Origin of the sequence: Agrobacterium sp. CNPSo 2736 (assembly GCF_004005385.1) — a bacterium.
Taxonomy (GTDB): Bacteria; Pseudomonadota; Alphaproteobacteria; order Rhizobiales; family Rhizobiaceae; genus Agrobacterium; species Agrobacterium leguminum.
Genome location: NZ_RZTX01000013.1, coordinates 46165 through 63052, shown reverse-complemented (window position 1 = coordinate 63052; position 16888 = coordinate 46165). Strand labels below are relative to the sequence as shown.

General features: G+C 59.4%; 15 protein-coding genes. 10 read left to right on the top strand and 5 right to left on the bottom strand.

The features are described 5' to 3' along the window. Nucleotides 1-94: 94 nt before the first annotated feature. The 7 genes from EM858_RS19555 to rutF all read left to right on the top strand — a co-directional run bounded on the left by EM858_RS19555 (nt 95) and on the right by rutF (nt 5371). Nucleotides 95-706, top strand: coding sequence for a biliverdin-producing heme oxygenase (locus EM858_RS19555; protein ID WP_127757680.1), 612 nt, complete (start codon nt 95-97; stop codon nt 704-706). 461 nt (nt 707-1167) lie between these two features. Then, complete coding sequence (gene rutA, locus EM858_RS19550; RefSeq protein ID WP_127757679.1) at nt 1168-2259, top strand: pyrimidine utilization protein A; 1092 nt, start codon at nt 1168-1170, stop codon at nt 2257-2259. Beyond that, the gene (gene rutB, locus EM858_RS19545; RefSeq protein WP_003492071.1) at nt 2256-2996 is read left to right on the top strand and encodes a pyrimidine utilization protein B; all 741 of its coding nucleotides are present in this window, start codon (nt 2256-2258) and stop codon (nt 2994-2996) included. Before rutA ends, rutB begins: the two co-directional genes overlap by 4 nt. A 25-nt stretch (nt 2997-3021) precedes the next feature. Next, nucleotides 3022-3408 (top strand): pyrimidine utilization protein C, encoded by a 387-nt coding sequence (rutC, locus tag EM858_RS19540; protein ID WP_003492069.1) that lies wholly within the window; start codon nt 3022-3024, stop codon nt 3406-3408. Between the two features lie 13 nt (nt 3409-3421). Further along, complete coding sequence (gene rutD, locus EM858_RS19535) at nt 3422-4213, top strand: pyrimidine utilization protein D (RefSeq protein ID WP_164865492.1); 792 nt, start codon at nt 3422-3424, stop codon at nt 4211-4213. A 16-nt stretch (nt 4214-4229) separates the two neighbouring features. Further along, on the top strand, nt 4230-4820 hold the full coding sequence (locus EM858_RS19530; RefSeq protein WP_020810327.1) for a malonic semialdehyde reductase: 591 nt from the start codon (nt 4230-4232) through the stop codon (nt 4818-4820). Between the two features lie 26 nt (nt 4821-4846). Then, the gene (rutF, locus tag EM858_RS19525; RefSeq protein ID WP_080789835.1) at nt 4847-5371 is read left to right on the top strand and encodes an NADH-dependent FMN reductase RutF; all 525 of its coding nucleotides are present in this window, start codon (nt 4847-4849) and stop codon (nt 5369-5371) included. Between the two features lie 272 nt (nt 5372-5643). Here the strand turns inward: rutF and EM858_RS19520 are convergent, their stop codons facing one another. The 3 genes from EM858_RS19520 to EM858_RS19510 form a co-directional block, all read right to left on the bottom strand. Continuing rightward, a complete protein-coding gene (locus EM858_RS19520; protein ID WP_080815868.1) occupies nt 5644-7089 on the bottom strand; it encodes an NAD(P)(+) transhydrogenase (Re/Si-specific) subunit beta in 1446 nt (481 codons plus the stop codon). A 19-nt stretch (nt 7090-7108) separates the two neighbouring features. After that, entirely contained in the window at nt 7109-8683 is a 1575-nt protein-coding gene (locus EM858_RS19515; RefSeq protein WP_127757678.1) for a Re/Si-specific NAD(P)(+) transhydrogenase subunit alpha, read from the bottom strand. A 197-nt stretch (nt 8684-8880) separates the two neighbouring features. Further along, nucleotides 8881-10764: an MFS transporter gene (locus tag EM858_RS19510; protein WP_164865491.1), complete on the bottom strand. Its 1884-nt coding sequence runs from the start codon at nt 10762-10764 to the stop codon at nt 8881-8883. Nucleotides 10765-11272: 508 nt separating this feature from the next. Here EM858_RS19510 and EM858_RS19500 point away from each other — a divergent pair. Further along, entirely contained in the window at nt 11273-12307 is a 1035-nt protein-coding gene (locus tag EM858_RS19500; protein WP_003522626.1) for an aspartate-semialdehyde dehydrogenase, read from the top strand. 214 nt (nt 12308-12521) lie between these two features. Beyond that, entirely contained in the window at nt 12522-13337 is an 816-nt protein-coding gene (locus EM858_RS19495; protein ID WP_080815871.1) for a lytic transglycosylase domain-containing protein, read from the top strand. Nucleotides 13338-13493: 156 nt separating this feature from the next. Here the strand turns inward: EM858_RS19495 and EM858_RS19490 are convergent, their stop codons facing one another. Both EM858_RS19490 and pdxY read right to left on the bottom strand, forming a co-directional pair. Continuing rightward, nucleotides 13494-14135, bottom strand: a complete 642-nt coding sequence (locus EM858_RS19490; RefSeq protein ID WP_006312112.1) for a carbonic anhydrase — start codon at nt 14133-14135, stop codon at nt 13494-13496. Nucleotides 14136-14310: 175 nt separating this feature from the next. After that, nucleotides 14311-15186, bottom strand: coding sequence for a pyridoxal kinase PdxY (gene pdxY, locus EM858_RS19485; RefSeq protein WP_065655569.1), 876 nt, complete (start codon nt 15184-15186; stop codon nt 14311-14313). A gap of 225 nt (nt 15187-15411) precedes the next feature. Between pdxY and EM858_RS19480 the strand changes: the two genes are divergently transcribed. Beyond that, on the top strand, nt 15412-16872 hold the full coding sequence (locus EM858_RS19480) for a phosphatidylserine/phosphatidylglycerophosphate/cardiolipin synthase family protein (protein ID WP_127757747.1): 1461 nt from the start codon (nt 15412-15414) through the stop codon (nt 16870-16872). Nucleotides 16873-16888 lie beyond the last annotated feature (16 nt).

Here is a 16888-nt window from a genome sequence, read left to right as displayed (position 1 = left end):
CAGGGCGAGCGGATAAATGCGAAAATAAAATTTGACTGTTGGAGTAAAGATTTTTATCAGCAATCTGAATATTAGGGATAAAGGGACCATCATCATGACCATTGCGGAGCCGTCAGCGCCTGTAGCAGACATTGAGCAGAGCCGCGTCAAGCGCCTGAAAGCTGCGACGCGCGGCGCGCATGGCGATCTCGATGCCTTCATCATGGCATCGAAGCCGTTCGAGAGCCGGGACAACTTCGGCAAATTCGTGGAAACGCAATATCTTTTCCATCGTGACCTCGATGTCTTCTTTTCCAATTCGACGCTCGATGGCCTGCTTCCCGATCTCAAGGGACGCCGCCGTCTCTCCATGATCGAGCAGGACCTTGCCGATCTCGGCCTTTCCATTCCCGAAACGGCCGAGCCGCGCTTTACCGGTGAAACGCCGTTCGATCTGCCGGAGGCCATGGGTTGGCTTTATGTGGTCGAAGGCTCCAATCTCGGCGCTGCTTTCCTGCTGAAAGATGCTGCCAAGCTTGGTCTGAATGAAGAATTCGGCGCACGCCATCTGGCCGGTGCTCCGGAAGGACGCGGCCTGCACTGGCGCACCTTTACCGCCGCGCTCGATGAAATTTCGCTGACGGTCGAAGAAGAAGAGCGGGTCATCGCCGGTGCGGAAGCCGCTTTCCGGGCTGTGCATGCCTATGCGCAGCAGCGCCTCGTCTGAGATTTCAGCATAGCTTTGCGATTGTTGTTCTCATCGCGCAGACGTGCCCCGTTGCACGTGTGTGTTCGATTGAGTCGTAAAATCCCTGCGCCGTCACCCCGGACTTGATCCGGGGTCCAGTGCGATCAAGTCCTTGATCGCGAAAGGCTCCTCTCACGGCGCGGACGCGCCGTGGCTGGATGCCGGCTCGAGGCCGGCATGACGGAAGAGAGGTCTTCGAATGCCGTTCAGTGCTCCAAGACCGATGTAAGAGCCACCCATTCCCCACAGATTGCGTTCGATATTTGCCGAATAAACAGGCAAATAATTTTATCGAATGATAAAATTTTTATCTTTTGGTAAAAATAATTCGCCTCCAAAATTTTATCCATTTGATAAAATTATTTTATTTGGTCTGGCACAGAACCTGCTACTCTTTTGCCAAGTCAGGAGACACCTGATGCAAAAAAGGGAACAGCAAGATGGAAGTTGGTGTTTTTATCCCGATCGGGAACAATGGTTGGCTGCTGTCAGAAAACGCGCCGCAATACAAACCGAGCTTCGACCTGAACAAGGCCATCACCTTGAAGGCGGAGCAATATGGTTTCGACTTCGCGCTGTCGATGATCAAGCTGCGCGGCTTTGGCGGCAAGACCGAGTTCTGGGACTATAATCTGGAATCCTTCACGCTGATGGCGGGCCTTGCCGCCGTCACCTCCAAGATCAAGCTGTTCGGCACGGCCGCCACGCTGGTCATGCCACCGGCCATCGTCGCTCGCATGGCGACGACCATCGATTCCATTTCCGGCGGCCGTTTCGGCATCAATCTTATTACCGGCTGGCAGCGTCCGGAATATAGCCAGATGGGCCTTTGGCCGGGCGACGATTATTTCGGCGACCGCTACGAATATCTCGGCGAATATACGACAGTCCTCAAGGAATTGCTGACCGAGGGCCAGTCGGACTACAAGGGCAAGTTCTTCCAGATGGACGATTGCCGCATGAAGCCGGTGCCGCAGGGCGACGTCAAACTCATCTGCGCCGGCTCCTCCAATTCCGGCATGGCGTTTTCGGCCAAGTTCGCCGATTACAGCTTCTGCTTCGGCGTCGGCGTCAATACGCCGAAAGCTTTCGCCCCCACCAATGAGCGGCTGCTGGCGGCAACGGAAAAGACCGGCCGCGAGGTTAAATCCGTCGTGCTGACGATGGTGCTTGCCGAGGAAAAATCCGAGGATGCCTGGGCGAAATGGGAGCACTACAAGGCCGGTGCGGATGAGGATGCGATCAAGTGGCTCGGCCTGCAAAGCGCTGTCGATACCAAATCCGGCTCCGACACCAATGTCCGGCACATGTCCAATCCCGTCTCGGCGGTCAACATCAACATGGGAACGCTGATCGGCTCCTATGAGGAAGTGGCGGCCATGCTGGACGAGATGAGCGAAGTGCCGGGAACGGGCGGCGTGATGCTGACCTTCGACGACTTCCTCGAAGGCGTCGAGAAATTCGGCAAATATGTGCAGCCGCTGATGAAGAGCCGCGCGCATGTTCAGGCTGCACTGGAGGCTGCGGAATGAGTGAAGCCGTCGTGGCGGGTTACAAGGGGCCGGAAAGCCGTTCGGAAAGCGTGACGCTTCCCGCCCGGCCGGAGCCGATCACCCTGAAACCCAGCGAGACCGCCGTTGTCGTGGTCGACATGCAGAACGCCTATTCGACCGAGGGCGGTTATGTCGATCTCGCCGGTTTCGATATTTCCGGGGCCAAGGGCACCATCGCCAACATCAAGAAGACGCTGGATGCCGCACGGGCGGCGGGCGTTCAGGTCATTTATTTCCAGAATGGCTGGGACAAGGACTATGTCGAGGCGGGCGGCCCGGGTTCGCCCAACTGGCACAAGTCCAACGCCCTGAAGACCATGCGCAAAAGGCCGGAGTTGCAGGGCCAGCTTCTGGCAAAGGGCACGTGGGATTATGCCATTGTCGATGAGCTGCAGCCGCAGCCCGGCGATATTCTGGTGCCGAAGACGCGTTACAGCGGTTTCTTCAATACCAATATGGACAGCGTTCTGCGCGCCCGCGGCATCCGCAATCTGGTCTTTGTCGGCATCGCCACCAATGTCTGCGTGGAAAGCTCGCTGCGCGATGCCTTCCATCTCGAATATTTCGGGGTGATGCTGGAGGATGCCACGCATCATCTGGGCCCGGACTATATCCAGCAGGCGACGGTCTACAATGTCGAGAAATTTTTCGGCTGGGTCGCCACCGTCAATGATTTCTGCGGCGTCATCTCGCAGGCCGCACCCGTCAGCGCTTGATATCCAACCACAAGAGGAGAACGAAATGCCGAAGAAGATCGTTGTGCCCGCCGGCACCAGCAAACCCATCGCTCCCTTTTCGCCGGGAACCCTTGCCGATGGCGTGGTTTATGTTTCCGGTACGCTGCCTTTCGACAAGGACAATAATGTCGTGCATGTGGGCGATGCCAGCGCGCAGACCCGTCATGTTCTGGAAACCATCAAGTCCGTCATCGAAACCGCCGGCGGCACGATGGAGGACGTGACGATGAACCATATCTTCATCACCGACTGGGCGAATTATCAGGCCGTTAACACGGTCTATGCCGAATATTTCCCCGGCGACAAGCCGGCGCGTTATTGTATCCAGTGCGGCCTCGTAAAGCCTGACGCGCTGGTGGAAATCGCCACCGTCGCCCATATCGGCAAATAGGGCGAAACGGCAGATGATGCATTTCGAGGTTCATGGCCGGACTGATCCTGAGGCGCCCACAATCCTGCTGTCATCGGGATTGGGCGGATCGGGCGCCTATTGGGCGCCGCAGATCGAAGCTCTTTCCGATCATTTCCGGATCGTCACTTACGACCATCGCGGAACCGGCAGGACCGGCGGCGAGGTGCCGCTGGAGGGCGGCATATCGGCGATGGCGGATGATGTGCTGGAAATCGCTTCGGCGCTGAACCTCGAGAAATTCCACTTCATGGGTCATGCGCTTGGCGGTCTGATCGGACTCGATATCGCGCTGCGCCAACCCGGTCTCATCGACAGGCTCGTTCTCATCAATGCATGGAGCAAGGCCGATCCGCATTCCGGGCGCTGCTTCGATGTGCGGATCGAGCTTCTGGAGAAATCCGGCGTCGAGGCTTTCGTGAAAGCCCAGCCGCTGTTTCTTTATCCGGCCGCGTGGATGTCGGAACATCAGGAGCGGCTGGCGCGGGACGATGCCCATGGCGTCGCGCATTTTCAGGGCAGGGCGAATGTGCTTCGGCGCATCGCGGCGCTGAGGGCCTTTGACGTCGATAGTCGCCTCGGCGAGATCGGCAATCCGGTTCTGGTGGTGGGCACGAAAGACGATCTTCTGGTGCCCTACACCCGCTCCATACGTCTCGTTGAGGGTTTGCCGCAGGGCGAACTCTGCCTTCTCGATTTCGGGGCGCATGCGGTCAATATTACCGAAGCTGACCTTTTCAACGCTCGGCTTTTGCAGTTTCTGCTACCGGCAACACGAACATTCTGACGGGATTTTTAGGACAATGACGACAGCACTCGACGACAAGGCACTTGCAGCACTTTTCACCGCGGCCCGCACCCATAATGGCTGGGCTGACAAGCCGGTCGGCGACGAGACGCTGAGAGAGCTTTACGATCTGACGAAGATGGGTCCGACCTCGGCCAATTGCTCGCCGGGGCGTTTCGTGTTCGTGCGCAGCCAGGAAGCGAAAGAAAAACTGCGGCCGGCGCTTTCGTCGGGCAATCTTGAAAAGACCATGGCGGCACCCGTCACCGTGATCGCCGCCATTGATCGCGAATTTTACGAGAAACTGCCGATGCTGTTTCCGCATGCCGATGCCCGTTCGTGGTTCACCTCCAGCCCGGCCGTGGCCGAGGAGACGGCCTTTCGCAACGCCACGCTGCAGGCGGGTTATCTCATCCTAGCAGCCCGCTCGCTGGGACTGGATACCGGGGCAATGTCCGGTTTCGACAAGGGCAAGGTGGATACGGCGTTTTTCGCAGGCACGACGTGGAAGTCCAATTTCCTGATCAATCTGGGCTATGGCGATCCGTCGAAGCTTTTCGGACGGTTGCCCCGCCTTGGCTTCGAAGACGCCTGTGTGCTGGCTTGATGGCCTGTTAAGGAAGGATGGGTTAGATGCAGATGATGTCTCTTGAAAAGGAAGCGGAAATGGAGACGAAGACTGCACAGCAACGCAGCCTCGATTATAGAAACGCCATGGCGCGGCTCGGTGCGGCGGTCAATATCGTCACCACGGACGGGGCGGCAGGCCGTGCGGGCTTTGCCGCGACGGCGGTTTGCAGCGTTTCCGACAATCCGCCCACGCTTCTTATCTGCCTCAACCGCAATTCTTCCGCCTACAGGGTGGTGAAGGCCAATGGCGTCGTCTGCGTCAACACGCTGGCCGCCCATCACGAGGTGCTGAGCACGCTTTTCGGCGGCAAGACGCCGGCGGAGGAACGTTTCGCCGCCGGGAGCTGGGGTGTGCTTGAAACCGGCGCGCCGGTTCTGGAGGACGCGCTTGTGTCTTTCGACTGCCGCATCCGCGAGGCGCATGACGGCGGCACGCATGATATTCTGATCTGCGAGGTTGTGGATATGAAGATCAATGCGGGCGATGAGGCGCTGATGTATTTCAACCGGCGTTACCGGGTGCTTTGAGCGCGATCTTTTGAAAGTTCGAAGTGGCGGCAGCCTATCGACAAAGTCCCGCAGAACGGCTCCGTTTGGCGCGGCCGTAGCATCCGCACACCGTCACCCCGGACTTGATCCGGGGTCCAGCGTGATCAAGTCCTTGATCGCGTAAGACTCTTTTCACGGCGCAGACGCGCCGTGGCTGGATGCCGGATCAAGTCCGGCATGACGGACGAAACGTATCGTCGTTTCTCGGAAATTCGAAGGCGTTTCCGGCCTCCCGGAAACGCCTTTTTCATTTACTTGATCAACGGCAGAAGATCGTTGATCGACTTCTTGGCGTCGCCGTAGAACATGCGGGTATTGTCCTTGTAGAACAGCGGGTTCTCGATACCGGAGTAACCCGTTCCCTGGCCGCGCTTGGAGACGATGACCAGTTTGGACTTCCACACTTCCAGAACCGGCATGCCGGCAATGGGTGAGTTCGGATCGTCCTGGGCGGCCGGATTGACGATGTCGTTGGAGCCGATGACGATGACGACGTCGGTATTGGGGAAGTCCTCGTTTATCTCGTCCATTTCCAGCACGATGTCGTAGGGCACCTTGGCTTCGGCCAAGAGCACGTTCATGTGGCCGGGAAGACGGCCTGCGACCGGGTGGATGGCGAAGCGCACGGTCTTGCCGTCGGCGCGCAGCTTGCGGGTCAGTTCGGAGACCGCCGCCTGCGCCTGCGCCACCGCCATGCCGTAGCCGGGAACGATGATGACGCTGTCGGCGTCATTCAGCGCGGCCGCCACGCCTTCGGCGTCGATCGCCACCTGCTCGCCCTCGATTTCCATCGCCGGACCCGTCGTGCCGCCGAAGCCGCCGAGGATGACCGAGATGAAGGAGCGGTTCATCGCTTTGCACATGATGTAGGAGAGGATGGCACCCGAGGAGCCGACCAGCGCGCCGGTGACGATCAGGAGATCGTTGCCGAGCGTGAAGCCGATGGCGGCGGCCGCCCAGCCCGAATAGCTATTCAGCATCGAAACGACGACAGGCATGTCGGCGCCGCCGATGCCCATGATCAGGTGATAACCGATGAAGAAGGCGGCAAGCGTCATCAGCACCAGTGTCCACGCGCCAGCGCCGTTGCAATACATGATGAGCAGCACGAGCGACAGGATCGCAGCGCCGGCATTGAGGACATGTCCGCCGGGCAACTTCTTCGCCTTGCCGTCCACCTTGCCGGCGAGCTTGCCGAAGGCGACGACGGAGCCGGTGAAGGTGACCGCGCCGATGAAGACGCCAAGGAAGACCTCGACCTTCATGATCGCCAGTTCAACCGGCGTCTTGTGGGCGAGAATGGCGGAAAAGCCCGTCAGCAACGAACGCGCGGTCTCATCGAGCGAGGCGACATGCGCTTCCTCGATATGGGCGTTGAAGCCGATGAAGACGGCGGCGAGGCCGACGAAGGAGTGAAGGGCTGCAACAAGCTGCGGCATTTCGGTCATCTGCACGCGGCTTGCGACGAAGTAGCCGAGAACGGAGCCGCCCGCCAGCATCAGCAGCACCACGAGCCACTGCCCGACGCCCTTGCTGATCTCAGGGCCGAAGACGGTGGCGACGATGGCGAGACCCATGCCGACAATGCCGTACCAGACGGCGCGTTTGGCGCTTTCCTGTCCGGAAAGACCGCCGAGAGAAAGGATGAAAAGAACGGCTGCGGCAACATAGGCCGCGGAAACGATACCAATGGTCATAAAGTGTCCCCTACACGGCTCAGGACTTCTGGAACATGGCGAGCATGCGCCGTGTCACGAGGAAACCGCCGACGATGTTGATCGTCGCGATCAGGACGGAAAGCGAGGCGAGGATCACCACCAGCCAGTTGCCGGAACCGATCTGCAGCAATGCGCCGATGATGACGATGCCGGAAATCGCGTTCGTCACCGCCATCAGCGGCGTGTGCAGCGAGTGGCTGACATTCCAGATGACCTGGAAACCGACGAAGCAGGCCAGCACGAAGACGATGAAGTGGCTCATGAAGCTTGCCGGCGCGAAAGCGCCCACCAGAAGCAGGATCGCCGTGCCGATGGCGAGCAGGCCGACCTGGCTTTTCGTCTGCGCCTTGAAGTCCGCATGTTCCTTGGCGTGCTTTTCCTCAGGCGTGAGTTCTTTTGCTCTTTCCTTCGGCTTCTGCGCGGCAATCGCCTGAATTTTCGGCGGCGGCGGGGGATAAGTAATTTCACCCTGATAGGTGACCGTCGCACCGCGGATGACGTCGTCTTCCATGTTGTGAACCGGCTTGCCGTCCTTTGCGGGCGTCAGGTCGGTCATCATGTGGCGGATGTTGGTGGAATAGAGCGTCGAGGCCTGTGTCGCCATGCGGCTCGGGAAATCCGTATAGCCGATGACGATGACGCCATTGTCTGAGACGACACGGCTGTCGGGAACCGTGAGGTCGCAGTTGCCGCCGCGTTCGGCGGCGAGGTCGATGATGACCGAACCCGGCTTCATCATCGCCACCATGTCGGCGAGCCACAGTTTCGGGGCGTCGCGGCCCGGAATGAGCGCCGTGGTGATGACGATATCGATCTGCGGTGCGAGTTCGCGGAATTTTTCGAGCTGCTTCTCGCGGAATTCCGGCGAGGAGGGAGCGGCGTAACCGCCGGTGGCGGCGCCGTCCTGCTGCTGATCGGCGAAATCGAGATAGACGAATTCCGCGCCCATGGATTCGATCTGTTCGGCCACCTCAGGGCGAACGTCGAAGGCATAGGTGATGGCGCCGAGCGATGTGGCCGTGCCGATGGCGGCAAGACCGGCAACGCCTGCGCCGATGACCAGGACCTTGGCGGGCGGCACCTTGCCGGCGGCGGTGACCTGACCGGTGAAGAAGCGGCCGAAATTATTGCCGGCCTCGATCACCGCACGATAACCGGCGATATTGGCCATGGAGGACAGCGCGTCCATTTTCTGGGCGCGGGAAATGCGCGGCACCATGTCCATGGCGATGACATTCGCGCCCTTTTCCTTCGCCTGCTCCAGAAGATCCTTGTTCTGGGCGGGATAGAAGAACGAGATCAGCGTCTTGTCCGAAGACAGGCGATCAATCTCCGACGTTTCCGGCGGACGAACCTTGGCGATGATGTCGGAACCGGCGTAAAGCGCATCGGCGCTGTCGACGATCGTCACACCGGCTGCGCGATAGGCGTCGTCGGAAAAACCCGCCGCCTTGCCTGCACCGGTTTCAAGAATGCAATCATATCCGAGTTTCTGCAATGCCTGGGCGCTGTCGGGCGTCATGCCGACGCGCGCCTCGCCCTCATATAATTCCTTAGGTGTCCCGATTCTCAAAATGGCTCTCCCTCTGCCTGATAATATAGGGGGGTCATAGCCTATTCAGGGGGGCTTTGTCTCCATATTGATTTTGTCTTGCCTGCGACGGAATGACAGCCCGCTGCGACAGTCTTGTTCGATATGCGGACGTACCGCGCAATAAAAGAACCCGGCGCTGAAGCGCCGGGTTCCGAAAATGTCAAACAGGGTATGGCTCAATCCATGGCGTGGATATCGCGATCCTTGGTTTCCGGCAGGAACAGCAGGCCGACGATCAGCGTGATGCCTGCGAAGATGATCGGGTACCAGAGGCCGTAATAGATGTCGCCCTTCGCCGCACTCATCGCAAAGGCGGTGGCGGGCAGAAGGCCGCCGAACCAGCCGTTACCGATGTGGTATGGCAGCGACATGCCGGAGTAGCGGATGCGGGTCGGGAACAGTTCGACCAGAAGCGCCGCGATCGGGCCGTAGACCATCGTTACGTAGATGACGAGGACGGTCAGGACCGCGATGATGACGACCCAGTTCACGGCGGCCGGATCGGCCACCATGGAGAAGGTGCCGCCGCCGGCTACGGTGTAGACGGCCATTTCCGCGGCACCAGCGGCTTCTGCCGGTGTCAGCAGCTTGTCCGCCACCAGCTTGTCGGTCGCGACCACCTTCTTGTCGGCAGCGCGAACGGCCTCCGCATTGAGGTTAAGCTCAGGGTTTGCGGCAATGAAGGCATCCAGTTTCGCGTCCGGCACCTGTGCCGCGCCGCGCACCAGCGGGTAGCCGCCATCGTGAAGCGCCATGTTGACCTGCTTCTGGAAGGCCTTGTCCTTGGCTGCCGCATCTGCGCCGGCGGCGGCCGCGTCGTAGCTGGCGATGGTCGCATCGCCGATCTTGATGCTGGCCGGCTGGCCGGCTGCTCCTGCAACCACGTCATAGGGAACGGAGTTGCGCGTCAGGAACGAGGTGGCGATATCGCAGGATGTGGTGAACTTCGCCGTACCGGTCGGGTTGAACTGGAACTTGCAGTCGCCGGGGGCTGCGGTCACGGTGGCGCGAACGCTAGACTGGGCTTGCGCAAGCGCCGGGTTGCCGGCCCATGTCAGTGCCTTGAACAGCGGGAAGTAGGTCAGCATGGCAAGGATGAGACCGGCCATGATGATCGGCTTGCGGCCGATCTTGTCGGAAAGCCAGCCGAAGATGACGAAGAAGCTGGTGCCGAGGATGAGTGCCGCCGCCACCATGATGTTGGCGGACTGGCCGTCGACCTTCAGAATGCTCTGCAGGAAGAACAGCGCGTAGAACTGGCCCGTATACCAGACAACGGCCTGGCCGATGACGGCGCCGACAAGCGCGATGAGCGCGATCTTGGCGTTTTTCCACTGGCCGAAGGCTTCGCTGAGCGGCGCCTTGGATGTCTTGCCTTCTTCCTTCATTTTCTTGAAGGCCGGAGATTCGTTCATTTTCAGACGAATCCAGACCGATACGCCGAGCAGCAGAACGGAGACGAGGAAGGGAATGCGCCAGCCCCAGGCGGCGAAGGCTTCCTTGCCGAGTGCGAACTGCACGCCGAGAATGACCACCAGCGACAGGAACAGGCCGAGCGTCGCCGTCGTCTGGATCCACGAGGTGTAATAGCCCCTGCGGCCGTTCGGTGCGTGTTCGGCGACGTAGGTTGCAGCACCGCCATATTCACCGCCGAGCGCCAGGCCCTGCAGCATGCGCAGCGCGATCAGGATGATCGGAGCGGCAATGCCGATCTGCGATGCGCCGGGCAGGACGCCGACGAGGAAGGTCGAAACGCCCATGATGAGGATGGTGATGAGGAAGGTATATTTGCGGCCGACAATGTCGCCCAGACGGCCGAATACCAGCGCGCCGAAGGGGCGCACGAGGAAGCCGGCGGCGAAGGCCAAAAGCGCAAAGATGTTGCGTGTCGTTTCCGGATATTGGCTGAAGAAGTTCGCGCCGATATAGATCGCGAGCGAGCCGTATAGATAAAAATCGTACCATTCGAAGACTGTTCCGAGAGAAGAGGCGAAGATCACCTTCTTCTCTTCACCCGTCATTGGACGGGCGGCGCCGCTCACGGCTGCAACATTTGCCATTGTCTGTCCTCCACAGATGTCCCATTCGGCGCATTGCGGAGCCCATCTCTCTCCTCCGGACTCCCCATAAGGGTGCAATGCGCGGAGTGTCAGAGTGACAGAAAATTAACTGCAATAAGAGCGATGCTTTCGGATTATGACTTTAGTCTAATGCAAGACGTCCCGAAAATGTCGCGAGGCCGATTTGGCGTCTTGCGCAAGGCATCTCCAAACGCGCCTTTTTTCTTGACACAACCGAGAAACCTTCTAATAGCTTCTCGCGAAGAAGGAGCATCACCTTGCGCATGCATGTTGCAGACATGTTCGTCATGGAAGGACCGGCACAATTGGCCGGCGATGATCCGCGCCTTTCTCATTCTACCCGAATTACGGCCAAAACGACGATTAAAACCGTCTAACGTCTCTGGCCACCGCTCTCTCCCCGGTTTGGCTGGGGATCGAGGAAGCCGCAATGCGATGCGGGTTCCCACCTCACCAAAAAGAGGAGAGACAGAAAGAGAGCTTGATCATGGGTTTCAAAGTTGCAATTGCAGGCGCCACCGGCAACGTCGGTCGCGAAATGCTCAATATCCTGGCCGAACGCGGTTTCCCCGCCGATGAAGTCGTGCCGCTCGCTTCCGCCCGCTCGCAGGGCACGGAAGTCTCCTATGGCGACCGCACGCTGAAGGTCTCGAACCTCGAGAACTACGATTTTTCCGACACGGATATTTGCCTGATGTCGGCCGGCGGCGATGTTTCCAAGAAGTGGTCGCCGAAGATCGGCCAGCAGGGCTGCGTCGTCATCGACAACTCTTCCGCATGGCGCTACGACCAGGACGTTCCGCTGATCGTTCCGGAAGTCAATGCCGATGCGGTTGCGGGCTTCACCAAGAAGAATATCATCGCCAATCCCAATTGCTCCACGGCGCAGCTCGTCGTCGCGCTGAAGCCGCTGCATGACTTCGCCAAGATCAAGCGCGTCGTCGTCTCCACCTATCAGTCGGTTTCCGGCGCCGGCAAGGAAGGCATGGACGAGCTGTTCCAGCAGACCCGCGCCGTCTTCGTGGCCGATCCGGTCGAAGCCAAGAAGTTCACCAAGCGTATCGCCTTCAACGTCATTCCGCATATCGACGTCTTCATGGAAGACGGCTACACCAAGGAAGAGTGGAAGGTTCTGGCCGAAACCAAGAAGATGCTCGATCCAAAGATCAAGGTAACCTGCACGGCTGTGCGCGTTCCTGTCTTCATCGGCCATTCGGAATCGGTCAATATCGAGTTCGAAAACGAGATCACCGCCGATCAGGCGCGCGATATCCTGCGCGAAGCGCCGGGTTGCCTCGTCATCGACAAGCGCGAAAACGGCGGCTACATCACTCCGGTCGAATCCGCCGGTGAGGACGCGACCTATATCTCGCGCATCCGCGAAGACGCGACGGTCGAAAACGGCCTCAACCTGTGGGTTGTTTCCGACAATCTGCGCAAGGGTGCGGCTCTCAACGCCGTCCAGATCGCCGAACTCTTGATCAATCGTGGTTTCATCAAGCCCCGCAAGGCGGCTGCCTGATACCATTTTTTAAGGTTCGTTAAGTATAACCCGTCTGTTCTGTGTGGGGCAGGCGGGTTTCATAATTGGCGACGATCACGGCCAGTTTATTTGCAGGCCTTGCTGCCGAAAGGCAATTTAGGCCGCCAAAAAGCAATTTGGCACCTGAATCATACAGTATTGACGGTTTGGTTCTCGGGAAAAATTCCCCAAAGGATATCGAAGGCAGATTTTGATGCGGGCAATGAAGGTAATTCTGGCTGGTGCGGCCATGGTTTCGGTTCTGGCAGCGACGCCGGTTATGGCCGCGCAATGCGGCAACACTTCGGCGGGCTTCGATGCCTGGGTCGGCGCCTTCAAGCAGGAAGCGGCGGGCCGCGGCGTCAGCGCCTCGGTGCTCGACCGTGCTTTCTCCGGCGTCTCCTACAACCAGGCGACGATCCGCGCAGACCGCGGCCAGCACAGCTTCAAGCTCTCCTTCGAACAATTCATGCAGAAGCGCGGCGGTCAGACGATCATTTCGCGCGGCAAGACCATGAAGAAGAACAACGCTTCTCTCTTTGCTTCCATCGAGCGCGCCTATGGCGTGCCGGCCGGTCCGCTGCTCGCCATCTGGGGCATGGAAACCGGCTTTGGCGGCTTCATGGGCAACCAGCACACGCTTTCCGCCGTGGCGACGCTCTCCTTCGATTGCCGTCGTTCGGATTATTTCACCGAGCAGCTTTATGCGGCCCTCAAGCTCGTCGGCAGCGGTTCGCTGAACGTCAACGCCAAGGGTGCTGCCCATGGTGAAATCGGCCAGACGCAGTTCCTGCCGCTGAACGTCGTGCGTTACGGCGTTGATTTCGACCGCGACGGCCGTATCGATCTCGTCGGTTCGCGCGCCGATGCGCTGGCTTCCACGGCAAACTTCCTTGTCGGCCATGGCTGGCAGCGCGGCGCCGGTTATCAGCAGGGACAGGCGAACTACGCCGCCATCCAGGGCTGGAACGCCGCAAGCGTCTACCAGCAGGCCATCGCCTTCATCGGCAAGGCGATTGACGGCCAATAAGGTCGCTTTTCACGGGCTAAAATTTCGCTTCCGTCATGCCGGACTTGATCCGGTATCCAGCCACGGCGCGTCTGCGCCGTGGAGAAAGTCTTTCTCGATCAAGGACTTGATCGCGCTGGACCCCGGATCAAGTCCGGGGTGACGAGGATTTGAAAATCACAGATCCGGGCGACGAAAATCGCCCGTTTTGCTGTCCATCACCCACAATTCGCCAGTCGAAATATCGAACCATGCGCCGTGCAACTTCACCTTGCCGGCGGTTTCCTGCGCCTTGACGAAGGGGAAGCCGCGCAGATTGGCGATGGAGTTGCGGATGGAAACCCGTTCCAGCGCTGTCTGGCGCTCGGAGGCGGTCATGACATCGTTGCTCTGGATCTGCTCGGCGGCCGACTTGACCATGTTCATCCATTTGCCGATGAAATCGCCCGGCGACAGCGGCTCGAGATTGGGATCGAGTGCTGCCTGAATGCCGCCGCAGCGGCCGTGGCCCATGACGACGATATCCTTCACCTTCAGAACCTGAACGGCATATTCGATGGCGGCAGAGGTGGCGTGGTACTGCCCGTCCGGCTCGAAGGGCGGCACCATGTTGGCGACGTTGCGGACGACGAAAAGCTCTCCCGGTCCGCAGTCGAAAATCGTTTCCGGCGCGGAGCGGGAGTCACAACAGGCAATGAACAGGGTCTGCGGCTTCTGTCCGGTGTCGGCCAGAACGCGGTATCTTTCGCGCTCGTCGACATAGCGGCCGCTCATGAAGTTCTTGTAGCCGTTGAGAAGGGTTTCCGGAAAATCTTTCATCTATCGCAGTACCGTTGTGGTTGGACCGAGATCAAGAGAAGAACCCGGTGCGTTGAAGACCAATCCTTTGGAGCATTTTCGCTTTTCTTCGAACCGCGAAATCGCTCCAACTCCTTGTTTGCCGCATTTCCGGACGGAAAACCGAGGGCCACTTTTCCTGGAAATGCTCTAGCCGCTATTTGCGCTTGCTGCGCGAAGGATGCAAGAGATGACGCATCTGCACCATGGCCATGGGTGTGGAGAGGCTCGAAGAGTCCGTCTCCAGCGTCAGTTCGTTCATCTCGCGTTTTTTGGTGCGGGCCAGAATTTCGAACACGCTGGCGGTTGCGAGCTGCAGCGCCTTTTCGTCGTCCATGCCTTCCAGCAGGCGGGCGAGGAACAGCGCCGACATCAGATCGCCAAGCCCGTTCGGCGCATTCTCAATGGCGCGATGTTCGGCAAGCAGCGCGTGGCGGCCGCTGAGATAAAGATTGCCGGTGCCGCCCGTCATCATCGGCACGGCCGAGGTAACCAGCATTTTCGGCGGGCCCAGCGCAAGTGCGGCATCCATGATGGCATTGTTGGTCTCGAGTTCCGCGCCACTCATCCAGGCCAGTTCATAACGGTTCGGCGTGGCGACGGTGGCAAGCGGAATGAGGTGATCGCGGATGGCTTCTGCGGTCTCGAGCGGAATGTAAAGCCCGCCCAGATCGCCCATGACCGGGTCGCAGGCGTAGATCAGCGCCGGGTTCTTTTCCTTCAGATTGCGGATCAGCCTTGCGACGGAGCGCACCTGCGCGGCACTGCCGAAATAACCGGTCAGAACAGCCTTGACCTCGCCGATCCATTTGGCGTTTTCGAGGTCGGTCATGGCCTTGTCGAAATCGTCGTCCTGAAAGCGCATCCGGGTGGAAGGGCCGTGGCCGGGATGCCAGGGCATGACGATGGTGGGCACCGCCCAGACGGGATAACCGAGTGTCTCCAGCGCAAAGACTGCGGCGCGATTGCCGACGGAACCACGCATGACATGGCTGGAAATGACGATGACGGCGCCCTGTGTATTTTCCTGCATCACGGCCTTCTTGCTTTCAAACGAGGCAGAAAGCCCGCAAGTGCACCCCGCCTTGCCACTGCCCAAAGATCAAGATGCGCTCTCATGACATATCGCAAGGCCGGTTTCCACCGTTAATCCCGCAAGGGTCTGTCCCGCAAAAGCATGGCGCGGTCAGGTTCTTTGTCTCTGCCAGCGCTGCCCGCCTGTCATTGCGAGATTGCCGAAGTACTTTATAGTTGTACCATGCTCGATCTCGTCATTGCCTATTGGCCGCATATTCTTGCCGTTCTCTCGATTTTGATGGGAACCGTGGCGGCCGTGCATGCCACGATGACGAAGGAGGAGGTTCGCTCCGCGCTCGGTTGGGTCGGCGTCATCGTGCTGTCGCCCATCGTCGGCGCGGTCATCTATGCCATTGCCGGCATCAACCGCATTCGCCGGTCCAACATCACGCAGCAGCGGTCCTTCATGCAGGACGAGATCATGGATCGCGTGGCGCGTCTGGATGCCAGCGGCGAATTGATCGCCACGCGGTTCGGACGGCGTTTCGAGGCGATGAAGACGCTGGGCGACCGGGTGACGCGCCATGCGCTGACGACCGGCAACGGCATCGAGCCGCTGGTTACGGGGGATGCCGCCTATGCCGCCATGCTGGAGGCTATCGACGAGGCGAAGCGGTCGATCATTCTCGAAACATATATTTTCGACAATGACCGGATCGGCGCCCGCTTTGTCGCCGCACTCGAAAGGGCGAAGTTTCGCGGCGTGGAGGTGCGGGTGCTGGTGGATGCGGTGGGTGCGCGTTATTCCGTGCCGAGCATCCTGCCGACGCTTAGGGAAAAGGGCATCGTCTGCGATGTCTTCAATGGCAACGTCATCATGGGGCTGCGGCTGCCCTATGCCAATCTGCGTACCCACCGCAAGATCCTCGTGGTGGACGGGCGCATCGCGTTCAGCGGCGGCATGAATATCCGCGAGGGGTTCACCCTTGAGTTCGGCGGCGAAAGCCAGTCGCACGACACGCATTTCAAGACCACCGGGCCGGTGGTTTCGGATTTTTTCTCCATTGCGGCGGAGGACTGGCGGTTCACGACGGGCGAGCTTCTGGATGCGCCGGTCTGGGATATCGCCGTTCCCGATGCCGTGCCGGGTTCGCAGATCGTTGCCCGCGTCTGCTCCTCCGGGCCGGACAAGAGCATCGAGACCAGTCACAAGATGCTGATGGGCGCGTTTTCCGTCGCGCGCTCCTCCATTCTCATCATGTCGCCCTATTTTCTCCCCGATCGGGAGCTTATTTCGGCGCTCATAACCGCAGCAAGGCGGGGAGTCGTGGTGGATATCATCGTGCCGAAAAGCAACAATCTGGTGCTTGTGGACAGGGCGATGACGGCGCAGTTCGACCAGATGCTGAAGAATTACTGCCGCATCTGGCGGGCGACGGGGGCTTTCAATCATTCCAAGCTTCTGGTGATCGACGGGCGCTGGAGCTACATTGGCTCTTCCAATCTCGATCCGCGTTCGCTGCGGTTGAACTTTGAGATCGATCTCGAAGTTATGGATGAGGAATTCGCCGCGACAATCGGCGAGCGCATCCGGGATGCAAGGGCAACCGCCTTGCCCGTGCGGCTCAGCGAACTGAATGCGCGGCCATTCGTTGTCCGTTTTGTGGAGCGTGTCCTGTGGCTCGCTTCGCCTTATCTTTAGAGTGCGGTGCGTCCGG

Bases quoted from the DNA above. Each gene is read 5' to 3' on its own strand.
- rutA (WP_127757679.1), top strand. From the start codon at position 1,168: ATGGAAGTTGGTGTTTTTATCCCGATCGGGAACAATGGTTGGCTGCTG.
- EM858_RS19490 (WP_006312112.1), bottom strand. From the start codon at position 14,135: ATGAAAGATTTTCCGGAAACCCTTCTCAACGGCTACAAGAACTTCATG.
- rutC (WP_003492069.1), top strand. From the start codon at position 3,022: ATGCCGAAGAAGATCGTTGTGCCCGCCGGCACCAGCAAACCCATCGCT.
- EM858_RS19530 (WP_020810327.1), top strand. From the start codon at position 4,230: ATGACGACAGCACTCGACGACAAGGCACTTGCAGCACTTTTCACCGCG.
- EM858_RS19555 (WP_127757680.1), top strand. From the start codon at position 95: ATGACCATTGCGGAGCCGTCAGCGCCTGTAGCAGACATTGAGCAGAGC.
- EM858_RS19495 (WP_080815871.1), top strand. From the start codon at position 12,522: ATGCGGGCAATGAAGGTAATTCTGGCTGGTGCGGCCATGGTTTCGGTT.
- pdxY (WP_065655569.1), bottom strand. From the start codon at position 15,186: ATGCAGGAAAATACACAGGGCGCCGTCATCGTCATTTCCAGCCATGTC.
- EM858_RS19520 (WP_080815868.1), bottom strand. From the start codon at position 7,089: ATGACCATTGGTATCGTTTCCGCGGCCTATGTTGCCGCAGCCGTTCTT.
- EM858_RS19500 (WP_003522626.1), top strand. From the start codon at position 11,273: ATGGGTTTCAAAGTTGCAATTGCAGGCGCCACCGGCAACGTCGGTCGC.
- EM858_RS19510 (WP_164865491.1), bottom strand. From the start codon at position 10,764: ATGGCAAATGTTGCAGCCGTGAGCGGCGCCGCCCGTCCAATGACGGGT.
- rutB (WP_003492071.1), top strand. From the start codon at position 2,256: ATGAGTGAAGCCGTCGTGGCGGGTTACAAGGGGCCGGAAAGCCGTTCG.
- EM858_RS19480 (WP_127757747.1), top strand. From the start codon at position 15,412: ATGCTCGATCTCGTCATTGCCTATTGGCCGCATATTCTTGCCGTTCTC.
- rutD (WP_164865492.1), top strand. From the start codon at position 3,422: ATGATGCATTTCGAGGTTCATGGCCGGACTGATCCTGAGGCGCCCACA.
- rutF (WP_080789835.1), top strand. From the start codon at position 4,847: ATGCAGATGATGTCTCTTGAAAAGGAAGCGGAAATGGAGACGAAGACT.